Here is a 23,407-nt window from a genome sequence, read left to right as displayed (position 1 = left end):
GACCCGGTACCGAGACGGGCGAAATAAATCCGTCTGCGGTCCCGCTGGGGGGACCCGTTCCGTCATCGACCTGTTACATTGTGGCCTTGGTGCCGAGGGAGCCGTGTCACGATGATCGATCTAACCGGACTGGAACCCGTCGCGCGGGGAGCCGTACGGGACATTTACGCCCACCCGCAGGACTCCGGCCTGCTCATCAAGGTGATCAATCTCGCGCGCCGCCAGCACGAGGCGGCGCGGTCCCGCTACGACCGGCTGCGCAAGCCAGACTTTTCGGACGTCTTCCTGCAGGAGATCGACATGGTCTACCGGACCGGGCGCCGCGCGAGCGGGCAGGCCGGGCGGCTGCCTCTCGTCGAGGCGCTCGGGCTCGTGATGACCAGTTCCGGGGTGGGTCAGCTCTGCGAGCGGATCGACGGACCGGACGGTCTCGCGCCCACGCTCGGGGCCCTGATGCGCGACGGCCGGTTCGACGCGGCGGCCCTCGACAAGCTCAACGACTTCATTTCCCGGCTCTACGAGTTGCGGGTCGTCGTCCGGGACCTGCACCCGGAGAACGTGGTCTGGGACGAGCGGGAAGACACCTTCGTGCTGGTCGACGGGTTCGGGCTCTGGACGCTCGTGCCGATCCACGCCTGGCTGAAGCTGGCCAGCGACCGGCAGCTCGATCATGCGATCCGCGAGAAGCTCGTCCCGCGGTCCGGGCTCAAGTGGGACGGGGGGCAGCGGCGCCTGTCGATGTGACGCCGCAGGCCTTTACTCGAACTCGACCAGCAGATCCTTCGCGTCGATCTGGGCGCCGGCGGACACGTGGACCGCGGCGACCTTGCCGCTCCGTTCCGCATGGAGGCCCGTCTCCATCTTCATGGCCTCGATCGTCAGGAGCAGGTCGCCCTCCTTGACCTCGCTGCCCGCAGACACGGCGACGGAGGCCACGACCCCCGGCATCGGGGCGCCCAGGTGCGCGGGGTTGCCCTGATCGGCCTTCGGGCGCTGGGCGCTCGTCCCGGCGACCTTGCGGTTCGGCACGCGGATTGTCCGGGGCTGGCCGTTGAGCTCGAAGAAGACGCGGACCTCGCCCTCCTCGTTGGTTTCGCCGAGGGCCGACAGGCGGATTTCCAGCGTCTTGCCGGGATCGATCTCGGCCGAGATCTCGTCGCCCGGCTCCATGCCGTAGAAGAAGGTCGAGGTGGGCAGGGTGCGAACCGGCCCGTAGGTCTCGTGGCGCTTGGCGTAGTCGGTGAAGACCTTGGGATACATGAGGTAGCCGCCGAGATCCTCGTCGTCGATCTCGACGCCGGTCTCCTCCGCCGCCCTGGCCCGGGCGCCCTCGATGTCCTCGGGCTTGAGGTGCTTGCCGGGCCGGTCCTTCAGCGGCTTCTCGCCCTTCAGGATCTTCTTCTGGATGCCCTCCGGCCAGCCGCCGGGCGGATGGCCCAAGTTGCCCTTCATCATGTCGATGACCGAGTCCGGGAACGAGATGTCGCGGTTCGGATCCTCCACGTCGGCGCGGGTCAGGCCCTGGCTGACCATCATCAGGGCCATGTCGCCGACCACCTTGGAAGAGGGCGTCACCTTCACGATATCGCCGAACATCATGTTCACGTCGGCATAGGTCTTGGCCACCTCGTGCCACTTCTCCTCGAGTCCCATGCTGCGGGCCTGGGCCTTAAGGTTGGTGAACTGGCCGCCCGGCATCTCGTGCAGGTAGACCTCGGAGGCGGGTGCCTGCAGGCCGCTCTCGAAGGCGGTATAATGGCCGCGGACCTGCTCCCAGTAGTTGCTGATCTCGCGGATCGCGGCGATGTCGAGCCCCGTGTCCCGCTCCTGGAAGCGCAGCGCCTCGACGATGGAGCCCAGCGTCGGCTGGCTGGTGTTGCCGGAAAGGGCGTCCATCGCGGCGTCCACGCAATCCACGCCCGCGGCCTGTGCGGCCATGATCGTCGAGATCGCGGCGCCCGAGGTGTCGTGGGTGTGGAAGTGGATCGGCAGGCTCACCTCCTGCTTCAGCGCCGAGACGAGGGCGGTCGCCTGCGCAGGCTTGAGCAGCCCGGCCATGTCCTTGAGGCCGAGGACATGGGCCCCCGCAGCCTCGAGCTGGCGGGCCATGTCGACGTAGTACTGCAGGTGGTACTTGGACCGGTCCGGGTCGAAGAGGTCGCCGGTGTAGCAGATCGTGCCTTCGCAGATCTTGCCGCTCTCGATCACGGCGTCCATCGCGACGCGCATGTTCTCGACCCAGTTCAGGCTGTCGAAGACGCGGAAGACGTCGACGCCCGACTCGGCCGCCTGCTTGACGAAGTACTCCACGACGTTGTCGGGGTAGTTCGTGTAGCCCACGCCGTTCGAGGCGCGGAGCAGCATCTGCGTCAGGATATTGGGCATCTTTGCGCGGATGTCGCGCAGGCGCTGCCAGGGGCATTCCTGCAGGAAGCGGTAGGCCACGTCGAAAGTCGCGCCGCCCCAGCATTCGACCGAAAAGAGGTCGGACATGGAGCTCGCGTAGGCCGGGGCGACCCGCACCATGTCGATCGAACGCATCCGCGTCGCCAGCAAGGACTGGTGACCGTCGCGCATGGTCGTGTCCGTGATCAGCAGCTTCTTCTGGTCGAGCATCCAGTCGGCGACGCCCTTCGGACCCTCTCGCTCGAGGATCTGCCGGGTACCGGCGGGCGGCTCCTTGCCGTCGGGGCGCGGGGCGACGGGTTCCTTGATGTCCGCGGGCGGTCTTACGCGGCCTTCCGTTTCTGGATGCCCGTTCACCGTGATGTCGGCGATGTAGGTGAGGATCTTGGTGGCCCGGTCCTTGCGGCCCTTGAAGTCGAAGAGCTCGGGCGTCGTGTCGATGAACTTGGTGGTGTATTCGTTGTTCAGGAAGGTCGGGTGCTGCAGCAGGTTCACGACGAAGTCGATGTTCGTGCTGATCCCGCGGATCCGGAACTCGCGCAGGGCGCGGTCCATCCGGCGGATCGCGGCCTCTGGCGTCGGCGCCCAGGCGGTGACCTTGGTCAGCAGCGAGTCGTAGTAGCGGGTGATGACGGCGCCGGAATAGGCCGTGCCCCCGTCGAGGCGAATCCCCATGCCCGTCGCCGAGCGATAGGTCTGAATTCGCCCGTAGTCGGGGATGAAGTTGTTCATCGGGTCTTCGGTCGTCACGCGGCATTGCAGCGCGTGGCCCTCTAGGCTCACGTCATACTGCGAGGCGCAGCCGGTGGCCTCGACCAGGCTCTTGCCCTCGGCGATGAGGATCTGCGCCCGGACGATGTCGATGCCTGTCACCTCTTCGGTGACGGTGTGTTCGACCTGCACACGGGGGTTCACCTCGATGAAGTAGAACTCGCCGGTGTCCATATCCATCAGGAACTCGACCGTGCCGGCGCACTCGTAGTTCACGTGCGCGCAGATCTTGCGGCCAAGGTTGCAGAGCTGCTCGCGCTGGGCGCTCGAGAGGTAGGGGGCAGGGGCCCTCTCCACGACCTTCTGGTTTCGGCGCTGGACCGAACAGTCGCGCTCCCAGAGGTGGTAGATATTGCCCTCCTTGTCGCCGAGGATCTGGACCTCGACGTGCCGGGCGCGGGTGATCATCTTCTCGAGATAGCCCTCGCCGTTGCCAAAGGCGGCTTCCGCCTCGCGCCGGCCCTCCCGGACCTTCTCCTCGAGCTCCTTCTCGGAGTTGATCGGCCGCATGCCGCGTCCGCCGCCGCCCCAGGAGGCCTTGAGCATCAGAGGGTAGCCGATTTCCTCGGCCTCCTTGCGGATGGCCTTCATGTCGTCGCCGAGAACCTCGGTCGCGGGAATGACCGGGACGCCGGCCTCGATCGCCACGCGGCGAGCGCTCGCCTTGTCGCCGAGCTGGCGCATGGTCTCGGCCCGCGGGCCGATGAAGGTGATGCCGGCCTCGACGCAGGCATCGACGAAGGCGGGGTTCTCGCTCAGCAGGCCGTAGCCGGGGTGGATCGCGTCGGCGCCGCATTCCTTGGCGACGCGAATGATCTCCTCGATGGAAAGGTAGGCCTGCACGGGGCCGAGGCCCTCGCCGATCCGGTAGGCCTCGTCGGACTTGAACCGGTGAAGGCTGAGCTTGTCCTCCTCCGCGTAGACCGCGACCGTCCGCTTGCCCATCTCGTTGGCCGCCCGCATGACGCGGATCGCGATCTCTCCGCGGTTCGCGACGAGGATCTTCTTGAAGTCGGGCATCCGGCGGCCTCCTTGTCTTCGCATGTGCAGAAAGTCTTAGGGCCCGTCGCGGCGGAGGTAAACGGTTCGCCGGTGCCTGACAGGGCTGGGACCGGCCAGTTTTCGGGCATCTGCCTCTCCGGGAAGCACTGCAGTGCTGTGGGATCTCGGTCTCACCTCGGCGTCGGAGCAGGGCGCGATGTGAAAGGACACACCGCGGAATTAACCGGACGATTAGACCGGAGATGCAATACTCGCGCCGTGGTTTGTCAGAACGAAGTACCGGTCATGATCTACCGTCTCATTTACGTGAGCCTCGCGCATCCGAGGTTCGGGATCGATCACCTGGACGACATCCTGAGCAGCTCGCGTCGCAACAACACTCCGCTCGGCGTCGGGGGGCTGCTGATCTATCACGCCGGCCGTTTCTTCCAGGTTCTGGAGGGGCCGAAGCCGGCAGTCCTCGGCCGGTTCAACCGAATTCTCGCGGACTGGCGCCATTGGGAGGTAGCCATGGTCGACGCCGTGCCGGCCGCCACACGCGTCTTCGACGGCTGGGGCATGGGATACGCCACGCCGGAGGATCTGTCGCCGGCGCTCGCCCGGGAGGTGCAGCGACTCACCGAGGTCGTCGGGCTGGATGGGCCGGGTGGGCCGGACAGGGACGCGGTCATTCGGGATTTGATCGGCTTTCTGGAAGGCTTCGACGAAACGGTGGAGAGCGCTTCGATCTAACGGAGAGCTGAGCGAACAGACCGGGAACGGGCGCTTTCCTCGGGGACGGCTTTCCGGTACTGTCCCTGCATGAGCAGTTTCAGCGAAGAAGACGCCTTCGAGGGCGCCGTTCCGCTTTCCCAGCGGGCCGCGGCCGCACGTCCGACCCCTTACCTCGACGATCTCAACCCGGCTCAGCGCGAGGCGGCGGAGACACTGGAGGGGCCGGTCCTGATGCTGGCGGGCGCGGGGACCGGCAAGACCAAGGCCCTGACCGCGCGGATCGTGCACCTGCTGGCGCAGGGCAAGGCGCGCCCGGACGAGATTCTCTCGGTGACCTTCACCAACAAGGCCGCGCGCGAGATGAAGTCCAGGATCGGACGCATGCTCGGGCAGACGGTCGAGGGGATGCCCTGGCTCGGCACCTTCCACGCGATCTGCGTGAAGCTCCTGCGCCGACATGCGGAGCTGGTCGGGCTGAAGTCCAACTTCACGATTCTCGACACCGACGATCAGCAGCGTCTGCTCAAGCAGCTGATCGTCGCCGCGAACATCGACGAGAAACGCTGGCCGCCCCGGATGCTCTCGGGGATCATCGACAACTGGAAGAACCGCGCCTGGACGCCGGACAAGGTCCCGGCGGCGGAGGCCTCGGCCTTCGACGGGCGCGCGCAAGGCCTCTACGCCGAGTACCAGGCCCGCCTGCGAGAGCTGAACGCCGTGGATTTCGGCGACTTGCTGCTGCACATGGTCACCATCTTTCAGAAATACGAGGACGTGCTCGCCCGCTACCAGCGCTGGTTCAAGTACATCCTCGTCGACGAGTACCAGGATACCAACGTCGCCCAGTACCTCTGGCTGCGGCTTCTGGCTGGGCACAAGAACATCTGCTGCGTGGGCGACGACGACCAGTCGATCTACGGCTGGCGCGGCGCCGAGGTGGGCAACATCCTCCGATTCGAGAAGGATTTTCCCGGGGCGGTGGTCGTCCGCCTGGAACAGAACTACCGCTCGACCGGCCATATCCTCGCCGCTGCCAGCGGGGTGATCGCCGCCAACAAGGGACGGCTGGGCAAGACGCTCTACACGGCGGGCGAGGACGGCGAGAAGGTCCGGCTCATCGGCCATTGGGACGGCGAGGAGGAGGCCCGCTGGATCGGCGAGGAGATCGAGGCGATGCAGGGTGGCACCCGCGGCCTCGATCCGATGAGCCTGGACGACATGGCGATCCTCGTGCGCGCATCGCACCAGATGCGCGCCTTCGAGGACCGGTTCCTGACCATCGGGTTGCCGTACCGCGTCATCGGCGGTCCGCGCTTCTACGAGCGGATGGAGATTCGCGACGCCATGGCCTACTTCCGGCTCGCCGTCTCGCCGGACGACGATCTCGCGTTCGAGCGGATCGTGAACACGCCCAAGCGGGGCCTCGGCGACAAGGCGATCCAGACCATCCAGCGCGCGGCCCGCGACAATGGCGTGAGCCTCGTGGAGGGCGCGCGGCTCTGCGTGGAGAACGGGCTTCTGAAGGGGAAGGGTCTCAAGGAGCTCGGCATCCTGGTCCAGTCCCTGGACCGCTGGCACGGGCAGGTGACCGCCGAGGCAGATACCCACGTCGAGCTCGCGGAGATGATCCTCGACGAGTCCGGCTACACGGCCATGTGGCAGAACGACAAGACGCCGGAGGCGCCCGGGCGGCTTGAGAACCTCAAGGAGCTCGTGAAGGCGCTCGAAGAATTCGAGAACCTGCAGGGCTTCCTCGAGCACGTGGCGCTCATCATGGACAATGGCAGCGAGGAGCAAGGCGCGAAGGTCTCGATCATGACGCTGCACGCGGCGAAGGGCCTGGAGTTCCCGGCGGTCTTCCTCCCGGGGTGGGAGGACGGGCTCTTTCCCTCGCAGCGGTCGATGGACGAGAGCGGCCTCAAGGGACTCGAGGAAGAGCGGCGGCTGGCCTACGTCGGGATCACCCGGGCGGAAATGCTCTGCACCATCTCCTTTGCCGCGAACCGGCGGGTCTACGGGCAGTGGCAGTCCGCGCTGCCCTCGCGGTTCATCGACGAACTCCCGGAGGCGCATGTGGAGGTCCTGACCCCGCCCGGCCTCTACGGCGGCGGCTACGGCGCGGCAGGGATGGCCGCGGCCTCACCTGTGCTGCAGGGGATGGCGGGCTCGAACCTGCACGAGAAGGCCTCGCGGGCGGATGTCTACAACTCTCCCGGCTGGAAACGGATGCAGTCCAGGGCGCAGCAGCGGCCCATGGCGCAGCCGAAGGAGAGCCGGACCATGACGATCGACCTCGAGGCTGTCTCGGCCTACTCGGTCGGGGATCGCGTCTTTCACCAGAAGTTCGGCTACGGCGAGGTCATGGGGCTGGAAGGCGACAAGCTCGAGATCGAGTTCGACAAGGCCGGCGCGAAGAAGGTCGTCGCGCGCTTCGTCGTCCCGGCCGCACAGGCGGACGACGTTCCCTTCTGAGGCATGCGGTGCGGCCCTTCGGGCCGCTCGTTGTTTGCCCGGGATCGCCTCCGGCGATGCCCGGGCGGCGCGGGGCTCTGCCCCGTCCGCGGCTGCGCCGCGGACTCCCCGGGATATTTTCGCCCAGAAGAGTCGGGGGGATCAGCCGCCGGTGTGGCTCATGTGGCGCGAGACGCGCCCGTCGACCGACTGACGGGAATAATCGAAGTCGTGCCCCTTGGGCTTGAGCGCGATGGCCGCGCGGATCGCCTCCTCGAGCGGGCCGTCGCCCTCGGACCCGCGGAGGGGCGCGCGCAGGTCGGATTTCCCTTCCTGACCCAGGCAGGTGTAGATCTCGCCGGTGCAGGTCACGCGCACGCGGTTGCAGCTTTCGCAGAAGTTGTGGCTGAGCGGCGTGATGAAGCCGATGCGCTGGCCAGTTTCCTCCAGCCGGACGTAGCGGGCCGGGCCGCCGGTGTCGTCGGGCAGGTCGGTCACCGTGTAGTGCCGGGCGAGATCCGCGCGCAGGTCGCGCAGGGACCAGTATTGTCCGAGCCGGTCCTCGTTGCCGATGTCGCCCATCGGCATGACCTCGATCCAGGTCAGGTCCATGCCGCGCTCGGCGCAGTACTCGGTCAGGGTGAGCAGCTCGTCCTCGTTGAACCCTTTCAGCGCAACGGCATTCAGCTTGACCCGGAGGCCCGCGGCCTGGGCGGCGTCGAGCCCCCGGAGCACCTGTGGCAGGCGGCCCCAGCGTGTGACGCGGGCGAATTTCTCCTCGTCCAGCGTATCGAGCGAGACGTTGACGCGCCGCACGCCCGCTGCGGCGAGGGCCCCCGCGAACCGCTCGAGCTGGGAGCCGTTCGTCGTGAGGGTGAGCTCGCGGAGGGCGCCGCTCTCGAGGTGACGCGACATCCCCTGGAAGAAGGTCATGATGTCCCGGCGCACCAGCGGCTCTCCCCCGGTGATCCGGAGCTTCTCCACGCCCAGCCGGACGAAGGCCGAACACAGCCGGTCGAGCTCCTCGAGCGTGAGCAGTTCCTTCTTCGGCAGGAAGGTCATGTTCTCGGACATGCAGTACACGCAGCGGAAGTCGCAGCGATCGGTGACCGAAAGCCGAAGATAGCGGATGGCCCGCTGGAAGGGATCGACGAGGGGCGCGTTCATGTCTTGAATCTATGGTTGGGCGGGGTTTGGCGCAAGCGCTTGCGCCACAGGCGTCGCGGGCCTAGCCTCGGCCGCATGAGATATCTCCTGCTTCTTGGCCCCCTGACGTTCGCCGCCTGCGAGAGCCCTTCCTTGCAAGAAAGCCTCCAGCCCACGGCGATGTCGGCGCCCACCGAGGGGCCCTCGGCGTCGGCCGAGCCCGAGACGCTGGATCCCGATCCGCCGCCGCCTCCGCCGGCGGCCGCGACGACCGTCGAGGACTTCGACACCACGAGCGAAGAGGACCGGGCGGAGGCGCTCGCGGCGCCGGCCTCGGAAGGGGCCGGTCTCGGGACGACGCTCGCCACCCTGGGGTCGGCCTCCGATCCGGGCATCTGGCTCAAGACGCCTCTCGTGCAGGAAACGGTCATGGGGCGGGTCGAGTACCAGGGCGAGTCGGTCAACATCGAGCTGCGCCCCTCGGGCGGCGAGGCGGGATCGGGAAGCCAGATCAGCCTGGCCGCGATGCGCCTGATCGGCGCACCGCTCACCGAGATCGTGGAGCTGACCGTCTTCCGGTCCTGATCACTCGACCGTCACGGACTTCGCGAGATTGCGGGGCTGGTCGACATCGGTCCCCTTCGCGACGGCTGTATGATAGGCGAGCAATTGCGCCGGGATCGCGTAGAGGATCGGCGCAAGCAGGGGATCGATCTCGGGCAGGGTCAGCGAGGCCCAGAGCCCGTCGCCGGCCTGCCGGATGCCAGACTTGTCCGAGATTAGGAGCACCTTGCCGCCGCGCGCCATGACCTCCTGCATGTTGCTGACGGTCTTGTCGTAGAGGTGGTCCCGCGGGGCCATGACGATCACCGGGACATGCTCGTCGACGAGGGCGATGGGGCCGTGCTTCAGCTCGCCCGACGCGTAAGCTTCGGCGTGGATGTAGCTGATTTCCTTCATCTTCAGGGCGCCCTCATGGGCGAGCGGGAACATCTGGCCGCGCCCGAGGAAGAGCACGTCCCGTGCTTCGGAGAGGCGACGGGAGAGCGCCGAGGCAGGCTCCTCGATGGTCAGCGCCTGGTTCATCAGGCCGGGCAGCGTGCGGAGCTGCGCGATCTTCTCCGCGAGCCCCTCGTCGGACAGATGTCCGCGATCATGCGCCGCTTTCAGCGCCAGGATCAGGAGGACGGTCAGCTGGCAGGAGAAGGCCTTGGTCGAGGCGACGCCGATCTCGGGCCCGGCATAGAGCGGCAGCACGTGGTCGCTCTCCCGCGCGATCGAGCTCTCGACGACGTTGACGACGGCGCCGATGGAGGCGGCCTTGCCCGAGCAATAGCGCAGGGCGGCGAGCGTGTCGGCGGTCTCCCCGGACTGCGAGACGAAGAGGGCCACGCTCTCCGGGGAGACGGGCGGTTCGCGGTAGCGGAACTCGGAGGCGACATCGACGTCGACCGGGAGCCGGGCGAGTGTCTCGAACCAGTACTTCGCCGTCATGCAGGCGTAGAAGGCCGTGCCGCAGGCCACCAGAGTCAGCCGATCGACCTTGCGGAGATCGAGGCCGGGCGGGGGCAGGGCGATCCCGGTCTCCGTCAGGTAGGCATCGAGCGTGTCGGTGATGACATTCGGCTGCTCGGCGATCTCCTTGGCCATGAAGTGCTTGTAGCCGCCTTTGTCGATCTTGGCCGCGTCGAGATGCACGATCTTGACCGGACGGTTCGCGATCTGCCCGGCCTCGTCCCGGATTTCGACCGAGGTGCGCGAGATGATGGCGTGGTCGCCCTCGTCGAGATAGGTGATCCGGTCGGTCATGGGGGCCAGCGCGATGGCGTCGGAGCCGACGAAGACCTCGCCGTCGCCGTGGCCGATCGCCAGGGGCGAGCCTTTCCTCGCCGCAACGAGGAGGTCATCTTCGCCCTCGAAGAGGAAACAGAGGGCGTAGGCACCCTCGAGCCGCGCGATGGTCTGCTCGGCGGCATCGCGGGGGGAGAGGCCCTCGTTCAGGTAGCGCTCGGCGAGCAGGGCGACCGTCTCAGTGTCGGTCTCGGTCTCGTGCGCGATGCCCGCGGCCTGAAGTTCGTCGCGCAACTCCCTGAAATTCTCGATGATTCCGTTGTGAACGACGGCGACGCGTCCGGCACGGTGCGGGTGCGCGTTGCGCTCGGTCGGGGCGCCGTGGGTGGCCCAGCGGGTGTGGCCGATCCCGGCGCGCCCGTAGAGCGGTTCGTGGACCAGTCGGTCGGAGAGATTGACCAGCTTGCCGACGGCGCGGCGGCGATCGAGCCGGCCCTCGTGCAGGGTGGCGATCCCCGCGCTGTCGTAGCCGCGATATTCCAGGCGGCTCAGGGCCTCCACCAGCCGCGGTGCGGCCTCATGGCCTCCGAGGATACCGACGATTCCGCACATCTCTCTATCCTTTCTGGCTGGCTTTCTTCGCCCGCAGGCGTTCGAAAAAGCGCTGAGCGAAGCCGGGCTTGGCGTCCTGCCGCGCCCGCGCGATGGCGAGGTCGCCGGGGGCGACGTCGCGGGTGATGACGGAGCCCGACGCGGTCATGCTCTGGTCCCCGAGCGTAACAGGGGCGACGAGCATCGTGTTGGAGCCGACGAACACGCCCTCTCCGACACGTGTCCGGTGCTTGAAGACGCCGTCGTAGTTGCAGGTGATGGATCCTGCACCGATGTTCGATCTCCGACCGATGTCCGCGTCGCCGATGTAGCTCAGGTGAGGGACCTTCGCGCCTTCCCCGATCACGGCGTTCTTCACCTCCACGAAATTGCCAACGCGCACATCTTCTCCGAGTTCGGCGCCGGGACGAAGTCGTGCATAGGGGCCGATGACGGCGCCGCGGCTGACGTGGCAACCTTCGAGATGGGAGAAGGCCCGGATTCGAGCGCCGGACTCGACCGTCACGCCGGGGCCGAAGACCACGTTGGGCTCGATCACGGTGTCGCGCCCGATCACGGTGTCGAAGGCCAGATGAACCGTCGCGGGATCGGTCAGGGTGACGCCCGTCTCGAGCGCGTCCTGCCGGGCGCGGTCCTGATAGGCGACTTCGGCGGCGGCGAGATCGGCGCGGCTGTTCACACCCATGGTCTCCGCCTCGTCGCACCGGACGACCGTCGCGCTCAGGCCGCGCTCTCGGGCCAGGGCCGGGACGTCGGTCAGGTAGTATTCACCGGAGGCATTCTCGTTCGAAAGCTCGCCGACCAGTTCCAGCAGCAGATCTGCCTTGGCGCAGAGAAGGCCGGAATTACAGAGGTTTAGGGCGCGTTCCTCCTCCGAGGCATCCTTGAATTCCACGATCCGGATTAGGTCGTCGCCCTCTGTGACAAGGCGTCCGTAGCGGCCGGGATCGCGCGCCTCGAACCCGAGTACGACGATGTCGTGTGTCGCTCGCGCCTCGGCCATGGCCTGCAGTGTTTCGGGTCTGATGAAGGGCGTGTCGCCGTAGAGGACCACGGCATCGCCCTCGGCGCCGCGCAGCGCGTCGCGCGCCTGCGCCACGGCATGGCCCGTCCCGAGCTGCTCTTCCTGGACGACGACGGTCGCCTCGGGGGCCCAGTCCTCGACGGACACGCGGACGCTTTCGGACCCGTGCCCAGCGACCACGACGATCCGTTCGGGATCAAGGGCCTGGCCGGACCTCAGGGCATGGGCGAGCAGGGGGGCTCCCGCAACTTCGTGAAGCACCTTGGGCAGGTCGGAGTTCATCCTTGTGCCTTTCCCTGCCGCGAGCAGGATCAGTGACGTGCCCATGTTTGCCCCTTTGGTTAATCGCGCTTCTTCTACCGGACGCCTTCCCGGTAGCAAGCGCCCGCCCTTTCACAATCTTTGTCCACGGATTACAGCCCCGCCATGCGCAGCGTCATCTTCGATCTCGACGGCACTCTCGCCGATACCAGCCGCGATCTCATCGCCGCGGCGAACAGCTGTTTCCGGGACCTCGGTCTCGGGGACGTGCTCGACCCGCACGCCGATGCGGAAACCGCGTTCCGGGGCGGTCGGGCGATGCTGACGCTGGGATTCGAACGGACCGGTTCGCATGGCGAGGAGGAGATCGACCGCCAGTATCCACGTCTCCTTGATGCCTACGGAGAGGCGATCTGTGTCGAGACGCAGCTCTATCCGGGGGCGATGGACGCCGTCGAGCGACTGAAGGGGCAGGGCTACGCCGTGGGGATCTGCACCAACAAGCCGGAGGGCCTCGCTATCGACCTCCTCGACGCGCTCGGAATTCGCGACGCCTTCGGGGCTCTCGTCGGTGCGGACACGCTTCCCGTCCGCAAACCGGACCCGCGTCCCTTTTCGGACTGCGTTCGGAGGTTGGGGGGCGACCCCGGCCGGAGTTGCCTCGTCGGCGATACCGAGACCGATCGCAAGACCGCCGCGGCCGCGGGCGTGCCTTCGATCCTCGTCGCCTTCGGCCCCTCCGGAGATCGCGTGAACGCCCTTCTGCCGGAAGCCACCATCGCTCATTTCGACGAGCTTCCGGGAACGGTCGAGGCGCTCGCGCTCTAGGCGCTGCCATTGACCGCGCGGCCAGCCACCCCCATCAAGTCGCCATGACAGAGCGCTTCACCGGCAGTTTCACGCAGCAGGAACCGATCCCCGAAGAGGGAATCGCCGCCGCGGTGGAGGTCATGCGCAGCGGCCGGCTTCACCGGTACAACACGGTCCCGGGAGACCCCGGGGAGACGGCGCTGCTGGAGCGGGACTTCGCCGAGGCGGTCGGGGCACGCTACTGCCTGGCGCTCGCCTCCGGCGGCGCGGCCATGACCACTGCGCTGCGGGCGATCGGCGTGGGGCCGGGCGACCCGGTCCTGACCAACGCGTTCACCCTCGCGCCCGTGCCCGGCGCCATCGCGGCGGTGGGCGCCGTGCCCGTCTACGTCGAAGTGACCGAAGACCTCGTGATCGATCTCGACGTTCTCGAGACCAAGATCGGACAGGCCTCGGTTCTGCTCCTCAGCCACATGCGCGGCCACATCTGCGACATGGATCGGCTTATGGACATCTGTCGGACTGCGGGGGTGCGGGTGATCGAGGATTGTGCCCACACGATGGGTGCGCACTGGAACGGCGTTCCCTCCGGCCGCCACGGTCTCGTGGGATGCTACTCGACCCAGACCTACAAGCATCTGAATTCAGGCGAGGGCGGCTTCCTCGTCACCGACGACGATGACGTCATGGCGCGGGCGGTCATCGGATCGGGCAGCTACATGCTCTACGGTCGGCACCTCGCCGCGCCGCCGGAAGAGGCGTTCCGGAAGGTTCGGCTCGAGGTCCCGAATGTCTCGTCTCGGATGGACAATCTGCGCGCGGCCATCCTTCGCCCGCAACTGCGCTCGCTCACCGAACGAGGGCACCGCTGGAATGCGCTCTATCGCGCGATGGAGGAGGGGTTGCGCCACACGCCCGGCCTGACGCTGGTCGGGCGACCGGAGGCCGAGGGCTACGTCGCGTCGTCGTTCCAGTTCCTCCTGCTCGATTGGGACGAGACGAACGTCCGCGCCGTGGTCGCGCGCTGCGCCGCGCGCGGGGTCGAGCTGAAATGGTTCGGCGACGCGGAACCGGTGGCCTTCACCTCGCGGTACGACAGCTGGCGCTACGCCCCGGTGCCGGAGTTGCCGAGAACCGACAGGGTTCTCGCCGGACTGCTGGACATGCGTCTGCCGCTGACCTTCACGACCGAGGACTGCGCCCTCATCGCGCGGATCATCCGGTCGGAGGTCTCCGCCGTCCACCAAGCGGGGCAGGCGGCGGAGTAGCTGCGGAGCGTCCTGCCGGCGCCCGCTTCCCAAGCACGCAACGTAAAGCCTGCGTTAACGAGGCGCGGCACAGGGGCGCGCCCGTTGACCCCGGCAGGCGCGGGGGATAGATCGAGCCCGACAGCAGCCGAAGGAACCGCGGATGGAAGAGTTTCTGAGGGAATACCTCCCCGTCGTCGTCTTTCTGGGGCTGGCCATCGCGCTGGGCCTCGTCTTCCTCCTTGCCGCGGCCATCGTCGCGGTGCGCAATCCCGATCCGGAGAAGGTCAGCGCCTACGAATGCGGCTTCAACGCCTTCGACGACGCGCGGATGAAGTTCGACGTGCGGTTCTACCTTGTCTCGATCCTCTTCATCATTTTCGACCTCGAGATCGCCTTTCTCTTCCCCTGGGCCGTCGCCTTCGGTGAACTGAGCATGGCGGCGTTCTGGTCGATGATGGTGTTCCTGGCCGTCCTGACCATCGGCTTCGCCTACGAATGGAAGAAGGGAGCTCTCGAATGGGAGTAGCGACCAGTGAATTTCAGGCCGGCCCCGACCGCGAGGTCGCGACCCAGGACCTGAACCGGGAACTGCAGGACAAGGGCTTCCTGCTGACCTCAACCGAGGACGTCATCAACTGGGCGCGCACTGGTTCGCTGCACTGGATGACCTTCGGGCTCGCCTGCTGCGCGATCGAGATGATGCACGTCTCGATGCCGCGCTACGACCTGGAGCGGTTCGGCACCGCGCCGCGCGCCTCGCCGCGCCAGTCCGACCTAATGATCGTGGCCGGCACGCTGACCAACAAGATGGCCCCCGCTCTGCGCAAGGTCTACGACCAGATGCCCGAGCCGCGCTACGTGATCTCCATGGGCTCCTGCGCCAATGGCGGGGGCTACTATCACTACAGCTACTCGGTGGTGCGCGGCTGCGACCGCGTCGTGCCGGTCGATGTCTACGTGCCCGGCTGCCCGCCGACGGCGGAGGCGCTGCTCTACGGCGTGCTTCAGCTGCAGCGGAAGATCCGGCGCACCGGCACGATCACCCGGTAGCCAGACGACACGCGTCCCTTGCCGGACGCCCCAGAAGGACGGACAGAGATGCTGGACGAGGCCCTGACCCCCGCGATGCAAGAGCTCGGCGCGTACCTCGAGGCCAAGCGCTCGGACTGCGTCGTCGACTGGAACGTGACGCTCGGCGAGCTGACGGTCGACGTGACGCTCGCGAACCTCGTGGGCTTCGCCGACTTCCTCAAGACCGACGAGACCTGCCGGTTCTCGACCCTCGTGGACATCACCGCGGTCGACTACCCGGGCCGCGCCAAGCGGTTCGACGTCGTATACCACTTCCTCTCGATGTACCGGAATCACCGGATTCGCCTGAAAACCGCCGTGCGGGAAGAGGACATGGTCCCCTCGCTGACCGGCGTCTATCCCGCCGCCGACTGGTTCGAGCGGGAGGTCTTCGACATGTACGGGCTGCTCTTTTCGGGCCATCCCGACCTGCGGCGCATCCTCACGGACTACGGCTTCCGCGGGCATCCGCTGCGCAAGGACTTCCCGACGACGGGCTACACTGAGGTCCGCTACGATGAGGAAGCCAAGCGCGTGGTCTACGAGCCGGTGAAGCTCGTTCAGGAATACCGCCAGTTCGACTTCATGTCGCCCTGGGAAGGGGCGGACTACGTCCTTCCGGGGGACGAGAAGGAAGGGGAGTCCCAATGATGGACGGCACGCCGACCAAGGGCTTCGACGACGTCGAGACGTCCGAGCAGAAGATCCGCAACTTCAACATCAACTTCGGTCCCCAGCACCCGGCGGCGCACGGCGTGCTGCGGCTGGTGCTGGAACTCGACGGCGAGATCGTCGAGCGGGTGGACCCGCATATCGGCCTGCTCCACCGGGGCACCGAGAAGCTGATGGAGAGCCGGACCTACCTCCAGAATCTGCCGTATTTCGACCGGCTCGACTACGTCGGCACCATGAACCAGGAACACGCCTGGGTCCTGGCCATCGAGAAGCTGACCAAGGTCGAGGTTCCGCGCCGGGCGCAGCTCATCCGCGTGCTCTACTGCGAAATCGGCCGCATCCTGAACCACCTGCTGAACGTGACCACGCAGGCCATGGACGTGGGCGCCCTGACGCCCCCGCTCTGGGGCTTCGAGGAGCGTGAGAAGCTGATGATCTTCTACGAGCGCGCCTGCGGGGCGCGGCTCCACGCGGCCTACTTCCGCCCCGGCGGCGTCCACCAGGACCTGCCGAGCAAGCTGATCGACGACATCGCCGCCTGGGCGACGACGGACTTTCCGAAGTTTCTCGAGGACATGAACGAGCTTGTCACCGAGAACCGGATCTTCAAGCAGCGCAACGTCGACATCGGCATCGTGACCGAGCAGGACTGCCTCGATCACGGCTATTCGGGCGTCATGGTCCGCGGGTCGGGCCTCGCCTGGGATCTCCGCCGTGCTCAGCCCTACGAGTGCTACGACGAGTTCGAGTTCCAGATCCCCGTGGGCAAGAACGGCGACTGCTATGACCGCTACCTCGTCCGCATGGCCGAGATGGAGCAGTCGCGCCGCATCATCCTGCAGGCCTGCGAGAAGCTGAAGGACCCGGCGAACATGGGCGACGTGCTGGCCCGCGGCAAGCTGACGCCGCCGCCGCGCGCCGAGATGAAGACCTCGATGGAGGCCCTCATCCACCACTTCAAGCTCTATACCGAAGGCTTCCACGTGCCCGAGGGCGAGGTCTACGCCTGTGTCGAGGCCCCCAAGGGCGAGTTCGGCGTCTACCTCGTGGCCGACGGCACGAACCGGCCCTACCGCGCCAAGATCAGGGCGCCGGGCTACCTGCACCTTCAGTCCATGGACTACCTCTGCAAAGGCCACCAGCTGGCCGACGTCTCGGCCATCCTCGGTTCTATCGATATCGTCTTCGGCGAAGTCGACCGGTGATGGTCCAGGCGCCCGGCGTCCTGCTCGCCGCCGGGCTGCCGGAATAGAGGGGACCGCACCGGCGAGAGGTCGCCCGTCCTGCCGCGGCAGGGCAGGGGCTGACATTGCGCCGCTGCGGTCCCCGCCCTAGGCTCTCCCGACGCCAGCCCAGGAGGACCGACCATGAAATCGCTTCCAGCCCTGCTCGCCGTCCTGGCGGTCTCCGCCTGCGCCACGGCGCCGCAGCCGCCCCAGCGTCCGGCGGGCGTGACCGACGCCGACCTCGCGCTCTTCCGCTCGGCCGTGGCCCAGGCCGGCTGTCGCGTCGGGGGGCCTCGGGAAGCGGAGATCGTCGAAGCCCGCACGGGGTTCGAGGACAACAAGCTTCGGGCGATCACGGAATACCTCGCCGCCTCCGGGGAAATGCGCGAGACCTCTCCACTGGGTTTCGTACTGACCTCCGGGCCCTGCGCCGTCACCGCGTGACAGGTTGACCCCCCTCGCACCCGGCGCTACCCCGTCGCCGAACCGGGTCCCCGCGCGGGCCCCGAGCGCCGATTTGGGAGCCTGACCCGATGCTGAGACGCCTCAACCCCGAGCAGCCCGAGAGCTTCGCCTTCACGCCCGAGAACCAGGCCTGGGCCGAGGCGCAGATGACGAAGTATCCCGAGGGCCGCCAGGCCTCGGCGATCATAGCGCTTCTCTGGCGTGCGCAGGAACAGGAAGGCTGGCTGACGAAGCCGGCGATCGAACATGTCGCGGAGATGCTCGGGCTCGCCTACATCCGCGCGCTCGAGGTTGCGACCTTCTACTTCATGTTCCAGCTGCACCCCGTGGGGTCGGTGGCCAACATCCAGATCTGCGGCACCACTTCCTGCATGATCTGCGGGGCCGAGGACCTGATGGCGGTCTGCAAGGAAAAGATCGCCCCCGCGCCGCATACTCTGTCGGACGACGGCAAGTTCTCCTGGGAAGAGGTCGAGTGCCTCGGCGCCTGCGCCAACGCGCCCATGGCCCAGATCGGCAAGGACTACTACGAGGATCTCACCGAAGAGAGACTCGCCTGGATCATCGACGAGCTTGCCGCGGGTCGCGTGCCGACCCCCGGACCGCAGACCGGACGCTATGCCTCCGAGCCTGCTGCGGGTCTGACCTCGCTGAAGGAGTACGAGGCGGACAAGAGTCCCGCCAATGCCTCCGTCGCCCTGGCTCAGGAACTGGGTGACACGGTCAAGCGCATCGACGGCACCGAGGTGCCGCTGCGGGCGCCCTGGGGCGATGCCGGTGGCCGCGCGGCCCCGACCGGCCAGGCCTCCCGCGACGAGCTTCTGGGGCCCGAGGGTCCGACCGGCCGGCAGGGCGGTCGCCGCAAGGGCGAAGGTCCCGCGCCGCGCGACCGGGGCGAGGCGAGCGACAAGGTCTCCGAAGCTCCCGGCGAGGCGCCTGGCAGCGAGGCGACCGGTCGCCCGGCCGAGCGCGCCGGCACGGCCCCTTCGGAAGACACCGGCGCCAAGGCCGAAGAGGCCCGCCTCGAAGCCGACGCCGAGGGCGAGGACACGCCGGCACCCGGCGCACCGGACACCGAAGAGGTCAAGCCGGAGACGCTCGATGCGCCGCGGGGCGACAAGGACGACCTCAAGAAGCTCCGGGGCGTCGGCCCGCAGCTGGAAAGGCTCCTCAACGAAATGGGTTTCTACCATTTCGACCAGATCGCCTCCTGGGGGCCGGGCGAGATCGCCTGGGTCGACAACCGGCTCAAGTTCAAGGGCCGGATCGAGCGGGACGACTGGGTCTCCCAGGCCCGGGACCTCGCGAAGCGCAACTGAGCCAGGGGCCCATCGGGCCCCGCTCACGCGCAGACGGTTCTCAGACGCCACAAAACCGCTATTCTCCTCCTGAGAGAGGCGCCGCCACTCGCCGGCGCCCGGTTAACTGGGAGAGTTTGCGATGGCGGAGAATCAAACCGGACACCTCAGGTGCCAGGCCGGATGCTGGGCCGCAGGCGGCGCGGCGGGCCTGATCGCCGCGGTGATGCTGCCGCTTCTCGGCGGCATCTCCGTCACCGGCGGCATCTTCCTGGGGATCCTGCTGGCGATCGGGATCGCCATCTTCCTCAGCCTCGTCGTCTGCCCCAAGTCTCAGCCCATGGGCGGCGAGACGATCAGCAAGACGACCGCCGCCACGGTGGGGCAGGGGAATACGGGCGCTTCTGGCTCCGGGGGCTCTGGCAGCGGCTCCTTCTCGCCGCGCACCGAGTACGGGCGGTCCTCGTCGGCGAAAGGGGCCTCGGCCGCACCAACGACCAGCGCGACGGCCGCTTCCGCTCCCGGGACATCGGAAGCCGAGGCCGGACCCGCCTCCGACCCGACGCCGCAACCCGCTCCGGGCGTCGCTGGGGCCTCCGAGGCCGACGCCACGCCGTCGGGCGGACTCTCGCCGCAGGAATCCGACAAGCCGGAGACGCTTTCTTCCGCCCGGGCCGGCGGCCCGGACGACCTCAAGAAGATCAAGGGTGTCGGCCCCAAGCTCGAGCAGCAGCTGCACGGCATGGGCTTCTACCACTACGACCAGATCGCGAACTGGTCCGACAGGGAGGTGGCCTGGGTGGACGACAACCTCGAAGGCTTCCGGGGCCGCGTGACGCGCGACGACTGGGTCTCGCAGGCGAAGACGCTCTCACAGGGCGGCACCCCCTAGGCGGCTCTTGCTGCGCTGCGGCGTCTGAGTCAGGATCGGAGCCGGGCGCCACCGCCCGGCGTCCGCGATCACCAGGAGTGACGACCGATGACTGCCACCAGCTCTTCCGCTCCCGCATTTCCCGGAATGATCCCTGCGACCGCCATGATGCCCTTCGGCCTTCCCGTCGCGATGAGCATGGCCGGCGCCTTCGCCATGCAGCGCTACATCTGGCGCATGAGCCTGGCCGGGCCGATGCTCGCCCTGCGCGGTGCCGCCCCGCTGATGCGGACGCCCGCGGCGGTGGCGGTCGATGCGACGCCCGAGCCGCTGGTCCCGTCGGACGAGCCGGACACCGACGCCCTCCACGAGGTTGCTCAGCCCGGCGCCAGGTCCGAGCCCGCGCCCGATCTCGAGGCGGCAACCAAGGAGACACCCGAGGGTCCGCACCGCCCGCCAGGGCTCGACGCCCCCCGCGGTGGCGTCGCGGACGATCTGACGCTGCTCAACGGGGTGGGGCCGAAGCTCGCCCAGCAGCTCCGTGCGCTCGGCATTCACCATTTCGACCAGATCGCCGCCTGGAGCGAGGCGGAGGTCGCCTGGATCGACGAGAACCTCGAAGGCCCGCCGGGCCGCGCCAGCCGCGGCGGCTGGGTCGAGGCGGCCTCGGTCCTCGCCGAGGGCCAATGACCGGCGCCGACCCGATTCCGCTGCTCGCCAGGCACATGGCACCGGCGGCCGTCTTCGCCGGTGCCGCACTGGCGCCCGGCCTCGTCCTCTGGCGTCATGCCCTGGCGGGTCCGATGATGGCGGCCGGGCTCATACGGCCCACGACGCCTCCGGCACCGAAGACGGCCGCCACCAGAAAGACAAAGGTCACCTACCGTCCGCCGGGCCGGCACGCGCGCAGCGCCGAGGTGACCCTGGTGGCCTTCCCGGGCGGGGCCCTATGAGCGACGAAGACGACCGGCACATCGCGCGGCAGGCCCGCCAGGCGGCGCTCGCCATCGCGGGCGGGGGGCTCCTCGCCATCCTCGCGCCCTTTCTCGTCCGCCTGACCGGGGTGCCCCCACGTTACGAGATCCTGCTCTATCTCGTCGCACTGGCTGCGTTCATTTGGGCACTGGCTGTCACGGTCCGCATCTGGCAAAAGACCCGAAATCGCTGACGTTCCCGCGGGAGACCGGACATGCTCAAGGACGAAGACCGCATCTTCACCAACCTTTACGGGATGCACGACCGCACCCTTGCGGGCGCCAAGGCGCGCGGCCACTGGGACGGCACCGCCGATCTCATCAAGAAGGGCAAGGACTGGATCGTCGAGGAGATGAAGGCCTCCGGCCTGCGCGGCCGTGGCGGCGCGGGCTTCCCGACCGGCCTCAAGTGGTCCTTCATGCCGAAGGAGAGCGACGGTCGCCCGGCCTATCTCGTGGTCAATGCCGACGAATCCGAGCCCGGGACCTGCAAGGACCGGGAGATCATGCGCCACGATCCGCACACGTTGATCGAGGGCTGCCTGATCGCCAGCTTCGCCATGAACGCCCATGCCTGCTACATCTACATCCGCGGCGAATACATCCGCGAGCGGGAGGCGCTGCAGGCGGCCATCGACGAGGCCTACGACGACGGGCTGCTCGGCAAGAACGCCGCCGGGTCCGGCTGGGACTTCGACCTCTACCTGACCCACGGCGCCGGCGCCTACATCTGCGGAGAGGAAACCGCCCTGCTGGAAAGCCTCGAGGGCAAGAAGGGCATGCCGCGCATGAAGCCGCCCTTCCCGGCGGGCGCGGGCCTCTACGGCTGCCCGACGACGGTGAACAACGTCGAGTCGATCGCCGTCGTCCCCACCATCCTGCGCCGCGGCGCGAGCTGGTTCGCGGGGTTCGGGCGCGAGCGGAACGCGGGCACCAAGGTCTTCGCGATTTCCGGCCACGTGAACAATCCCTGCGTCGTCGAGGAGGCGATGTCGATCTCCTTCGAGGAGCTGATCGAGACCCATTGCGGCGGCATCCGCGGCGGCTGGGACAACCTCAAGGCGGTGATCCCCGGCGGGTCATCCGTGCCCTGCGTGCGCGGCGAGAACATGAAGGACGCGATCATGGACTTCGATTACCTGCGCGGCGAGCTGGGCTCCGGCCTCGGCACGGCGGCGGTGATCGTGATGGACAAGTCAACCGACATCATCAAGGCGATCTGGCGGCTCTCGAAGTTCTACAAGCACGAGAGCTGCGGCCAGTGCACGCCCTGCCGCGAAGGCACGGGCTGGATGATGCGGGTGATGGACCGCCTGGTGAAGGGCGAGGCCGCGGTCGAGGAGATCGACATGCTCTTCGAGGTCACCAAGCAGGTCGAGGGCCACACGATCTGCGCGCTCGGCGACGCGGCGGCCTGGCCGATCCAGGGTCTCATCCGCAACTTCCGGGACGAGATCGAGGAGAGGCTCAAGTCCGGCCGCGTCCCCATCGCCGCGGAGTAAGCCGGGGCGTCCAAATTTGGACGCCACCTCAAGTCATTGAAATGTCTATGCAAGCCCCGCCAGATTGACGGGGCTTGTCTGTCTTCTGGGCCCCAATATCCCGGGGAGTCCGCGGCCACGGGCCGCGGGCGGGGCAGCGCCCCGAAGCCGCCCGGAGATCGCCATCGGCGATCACCGGGCTTGCAAGGCGCGGCCGCCAGGCCGCTCCGCGTCCTCGGGTCAGGTCAGTATTTCGCCGTCGCGTCGCTGGCCGGGAAGGTCTCGTCGAGCCGTTCGTCCTGCTCGGACCAGTCGCGCCAGTCCTCGCCGTCGGGGGTCGGCGAGCTGCGGCGCTCGTCGGGCGAGGGGTGGGGGTGATCGTAGCCGCGGGACCGACCGTCGCCGTCCATGGCCTTGCGGAACTTGGCGCCGAGGTAGGCGGTGACGCCGAGCACGGCGGCACGGCGGACGAAACTGCGGACGAGAGACATCTGCGCCTCCTGATCGTTGCGAGGAAATTCGTCCCCAAAAACCCCCGGCGGGGCGGGCGGGTTCCGGCATCTGCCCGCCGAGCGCCGGGGCTTGCTATTGCATAGCCGCGCCCCCGGGCCGATCTCTGGCCCATAACAAGAGCAGACCGGGACACGATCCATGCGCAAGACAGTCACCGCCCTGACCCTCCTGGCCGCGAGCGCCGCCCAGGCCGCACCGCTCGCCGAAGAACGGGTGATCCGCGAGGGCCTCATCGCCGCGGGAATCGCCTACGAGATCGGCGAGGTCTGCGACAGTCTCGACGCGCGTCTCCTGCGCGGGCTGGCCTACCTGGAGCAGCTGCGCGGCACGGCTCTGGAGCTGGGCTACACACGCGCCGAGATCGAGGCCTTCCTCGACGACGACGCGGAGGCCGACCGGCTGGAGGCCGAGGCCCGCGCCCGTCTCGCGGCCAAGGGCGCGGTCAAGGGCATCGCCGAGAGCCACTGCGCCGTGGGGCGCGCCGAGATCGCGGCCGGCACGACCATCGGCCAGCTTCTGCGCTAGGATCGGGCAGGGCCCGGCCCCGCGTCGATTTTTCGCCGGATTGCCGCCGCCTCCCCACTGGCATTGCCTG

23 protein-coding genes are annotated in these 23,407 nt (G+C 67.8%); 18 read left to right on the top strand and 5 right to left on the bottom strand.

Annotated features, from left to right (window positions below):
- Positions 1 to 111 precede the first annotated feature (111 nt).
- The gene (locus F3S47_RS00325; RefSeq protein ID WP_150443239.1) at positions 112 to 744 is read left to right on the top strand and encodes a YrbL family protein; all 633 of its coding nucleotides are present in this window, start codon (positions 112 to 114) and stop codon (positions 742 to 744) included.
- 12 nt (positions 745 to 756) lie between these two features.
- Here F3S47_RS00325 and F3S47_RS00320 read toward each other — a convergent pair whose 3' ends face one another.
- Positions 757 to 4,197: a pyruvate carboxylase gene (locus F3S47_RS00320; protein WP_150443238.1), complete on the bottom strand. Its 3,441-nt coding sequence runs from the start codon at positions 4,195 to 4,197 to the stop codon at positions 757 to 759.
- Positions 4,198 to 4,464: 267 nt separating this feature from the next.
- On the opposite strand from F3S47_RS00320, the gene F3S47_RS00315 reads away from it, so the two are divergent.
- Complete coding sequence (locus F3S47_RS00315) at positions 4,465 to 4,911, top strand: BLUF domain-containing protein (RefSeq protein ID WP_150443237.1); 447 nt, start codon at positions 4,465 to 4,467, stop codon at positions 4,909 to 4,911.
- 69 nt (positions 4,912 to 4,980) lie between these two features.
- Positions 4,981 to 7,365 carry an ATP-dependent helicase gene (locus F3S47_RS00310; protein WP_150443236.1) on the top strand — a complete coding sequence of 795 codons (2,385 nt, stop codon included), beginning with the start codon at positions 4,981 to 4,983 and terminating at the stop codon, positions 7,363 to 7,365.
- A 141-nt stretch (positions 7,366 to 7,506) separates the two neighbouring features.
- On the opposite strand, the gene moaA is transcribed toward F3S47_RS00310, so the two are convergent.
- The gene (gene moaA, locus F3S47_RS00305; RefSeq protein ID WP_150443235.1) at positions 7,507 to 8,511 is read right to left on the bottom strand and encodes a GTP 3',8-cyclase MoaA; all 1,005 of its coding nucleotides are present in this window, start codon (positions 8,509 to 8,511) and stop codon (positions 7,507 to 7,509) included.
- Positions 8,512 to 8,643: 132 nt separating this feature from the next.
- On the opposite strand from moaA, the gene F3S47_RS00300 reads away from it, so the two are divergent.
- Positions 8,644 to 9,075 carry a D-galactarate dehydratase gene (locus F3S47_RS00300; protein ID WP_223877666.1) on the top strand — a complete coding sequence of 144 codons (432 nt, stop codon included), beginning with the start codon at positions 8,644 to 8,646 and terminating at the stop codon, positions 9,073 to 9,075.
- Here the strand turns inward: F3S47_RS00300 and glmS are convergent, their stop codons facing one another.
- Both glmS and glmU read right to left on the bottom strand, forming a co-directional pair.
- A complete protein-coding gene (gene glmS / locus F3S47_RS00295) occupies positions 9,076 to 10,893 on the bottom strand; it encodes a glutamine--fructose-6-phosphate transaminase (isomerizing) (protein ID WP_150443232.1) in 1,818 nt (605 codons plus the stop codon).
- A 4-nt stretch (positions 10,894 to 10,897) separates the two neighbouring features.
- Positions 10,898 to 12,244: a bifunctional UDP-N-acetylglucosamine diphosphorylase/glucosamine-1-phosphate N-acetyltransferase GlmU gene (glmU, locus tag F3S47_RS00290; protein WP_150443230.1), complete on the bottom strand. Its 1,347-nt coding sequence runs from the start codon at positions 12,242 to 12,244 to the stop codon at positions 10,898 to 10,900.
- 99 nt (positions 12,245 to 12,343) lie between these two features.
- On the opposite strand from glmU, the gene F3S47_RS00285 reads away from it, so the two are divergent.
- The 13 genes from F3S47_RS00285 (at position 12,344) to nuoF (ending at position 22,320) form a co-directional block, all read left to right on the top strand.
- Entirely contained in the window at positions 12,344 to 13,006 is a 663-nt protein-coding gene (locus tag F3S47_RS00285) for an HAD-IA family hydrolase (RefSeq protein WP_150443229.1), read from the top strand.
- Between the two features lie 44 nt (positions 13,007 to 13,050).
- Positions 13,051 to 14,256 (top strand): DegT/DnrJ/EryC1/StrS family aminotransferase, encoded by a 1,206-nt coding sequence (locus F3S47_RS00280; protein ID WP_150443227.1) that lies wholly within the window; start codon positions 13,051 to 13,053, stop codon positions 14,254 to 14,256.
- Positions 14,257 to 14,398: 142 nt separating this feature from the next.
- The gene (locus F3S47_RS00275; RefSeq protein WP_150443225.1) at positions 14,399 to 14,764 is read left to right on the top strand and encodes an NADH-quinone oxidoreductase subunit A; all 366 of its coding nucleotides are present in this window, start codon (positions 14,399 to 14,401) and stop codon (positions 14,762 to 14,764) included.
- Positions 14,755 to 15,288, top strand: a complete 534-nt coding sequence (locus tag F3S47_RS00270) for a NuoB/complex I 20 kDa subunit family protein (protein ID WP_150443224.1) — start codon at positions 14,755 to 14,757, stop codon at positions 15,286 to 15,288. The genes F3S47_RS00275 and F3S47_RS00270 overlap by 10 nt, the downstream gene beginning before the upstream one ends.
- 48 nt (positions 15,289 to 15,336) lie before the next feature.
- Complete coding sequence (locus tag F3S47_RS00265; RefSeq protein ID WP_396279594.1) at positions 15,337 to 15,960, top strand: NADH-quinone oxidoreductase subunit C; 624 nt, start codon at positions 15,337 to 15,339, stop codon at positions 15,958 to 15,960.
- On the top strand, positions 15,960 to 17,189 hold the full coding sequence (locus tag F3S47_RS00260; RefSeq protein ID WP_150443223.1) for an NADH-quinone oxidoreductase subunit D: 1,230 nt from the start codon (positions 15,960 to 15,962) through the stop codon (positions 17,187 to 17,189). Before F3S47_RS00265 ends, F3S47_RS00260 begins: the two co-directional genes overlap by 1 nt.
- Before the next feature lie 162 nt (positions 17,190 to 17,351).
- On the top strand, positions 17,352 to 17,654 hold the full coding sequence (locus F3S47_RS00255) for a hypothetical protein (RefSeq protein WP_150443222.1): 303 nt from the start codon (positions 17,352 to 17,354) through the stop codon (positions 17,652 to 17,654).
- Positions 17,655 to 17,743: 89 nt separating this feature from the next.
- Positions 17,744 to 18,994 carry an NADH-quinone oxidoreductase subunit E gene (locus F3S47_RS00250; protein WP_150443221.1) on the top strand — a complete coding sequence of 417 codons (1,251 nt, stop codon included), beginning with the start codon at positions 17,744 to 17,746 and terminating at the stop codon, positions 18,992 to 18,994.
- 121 nt (positions 18,995 to 19,115) lie between these two features.
- Positions 19,116 to 19,865, top strand: coding sequence for a hypothetical protein (locus tag F3S47_RS19500; protein WP_223877665.1), 750 nt, complete (start codon positions 19,116 to 19,118; stop codon positions 19,863 to 19,865).
- A gap of 87 nt (positions 19,866 to 19,952) precedes the next feature.
- A complete protein-coding gene (locus tag F3S47_RS00240; RefSeq protein WP_150443220.1) occupies positions 19,953 to 20,534 on the top strand; it encodes a hypothetical protein in 582 nt (193 codons plus the stop codon).
- The gene (locus F3S47_RS00235; protein ID WP_150443219.1) at positions 20,531 to 20,797 is read left to right on the top strand and encodes a hypothetical protein; all 267 of its coding nucleotides are present in this window, start codon (positions 20,531 to 20,533) and stop codon (positions 20,795 to 20,797) included. Before F3S47_RS00240 ends, F3S47_RS00235 begins: the two co-directional genes overlap by 4 nt.
- Positions 20,794 to 21,012, top strand: coding sequence for a DUF5337 family protein (locus tag F3S47_RS00230; protein WP_150443218.1), 219 nt, complete (start codon positions 20,794 to 20,796; stop codon positions 21,010 to 21,012). Before F3S47_RS00235 ends, F3S47_RS00230 begins: the two co-directional genes overlap by 4 nt.
- Positions 21,013 to 21,033: 21 nt before the next feature.
- Positions 21,034 to 22,320, top strand: coding sequence for an NADH-quinone oxidoreductase subunit NuoF (nuoF, locus tag F3S47_RS00225; protein ID WP_150443217.1), 1,287 nt, complete (start codon positions 21,034 to 21,036; stop codon positions 22,318 to 22,320).
- A 224-nt stretch (positions 22,321 to 22,544) separates the two neighbouring features.
- Here nuoF and F3S47_RS00220 read toward each other — a convergent pair whose 3' ends face one another.
- A complete protein-coding gene (locus F3S47_RS00220; RefSeq protein ID WP_150443216.1) occupies positions 22,545 to 22,790 on the bottom strand; it encodes a hypothetical protein in 246 nt (81 codons plus the stop codon).
- 160 nt (positions 22,791 to 22,950) lie between these two features.
- Between F3S47_RS00220 and F3S47_RS00215 the strand changes: the two genes are divergently transcribed.
- On the top strand, positions 22,951 to 23,337 hold the full coding sequence (locus F3S47_RS00215) for a DUF5333 domain-containing protein (protein ID WP_150443215.1): 387 nt from the start codon (positions 22,951 to 22,953) through the stop codon (positions 23,335 to 23,337).
- Positions 23,338 to 23,407: the final 70 nt, after the last annotated feature.

This window comes from Histidinibacterium aquaticum, assembly GCF_008710275.1.
Lineage (GTDB): Bacteria > Pseudomonadota > Alphaproteobacteria > Rhodobacterales > Rhodobacteraceae > Oceanicola > Oceanicola aquaticus.
The sequence above is the reverse complement of the archived record's forward strand: the minus strand, read 5'-3'. Positions and strand labels throughout refer to the sequence as shown.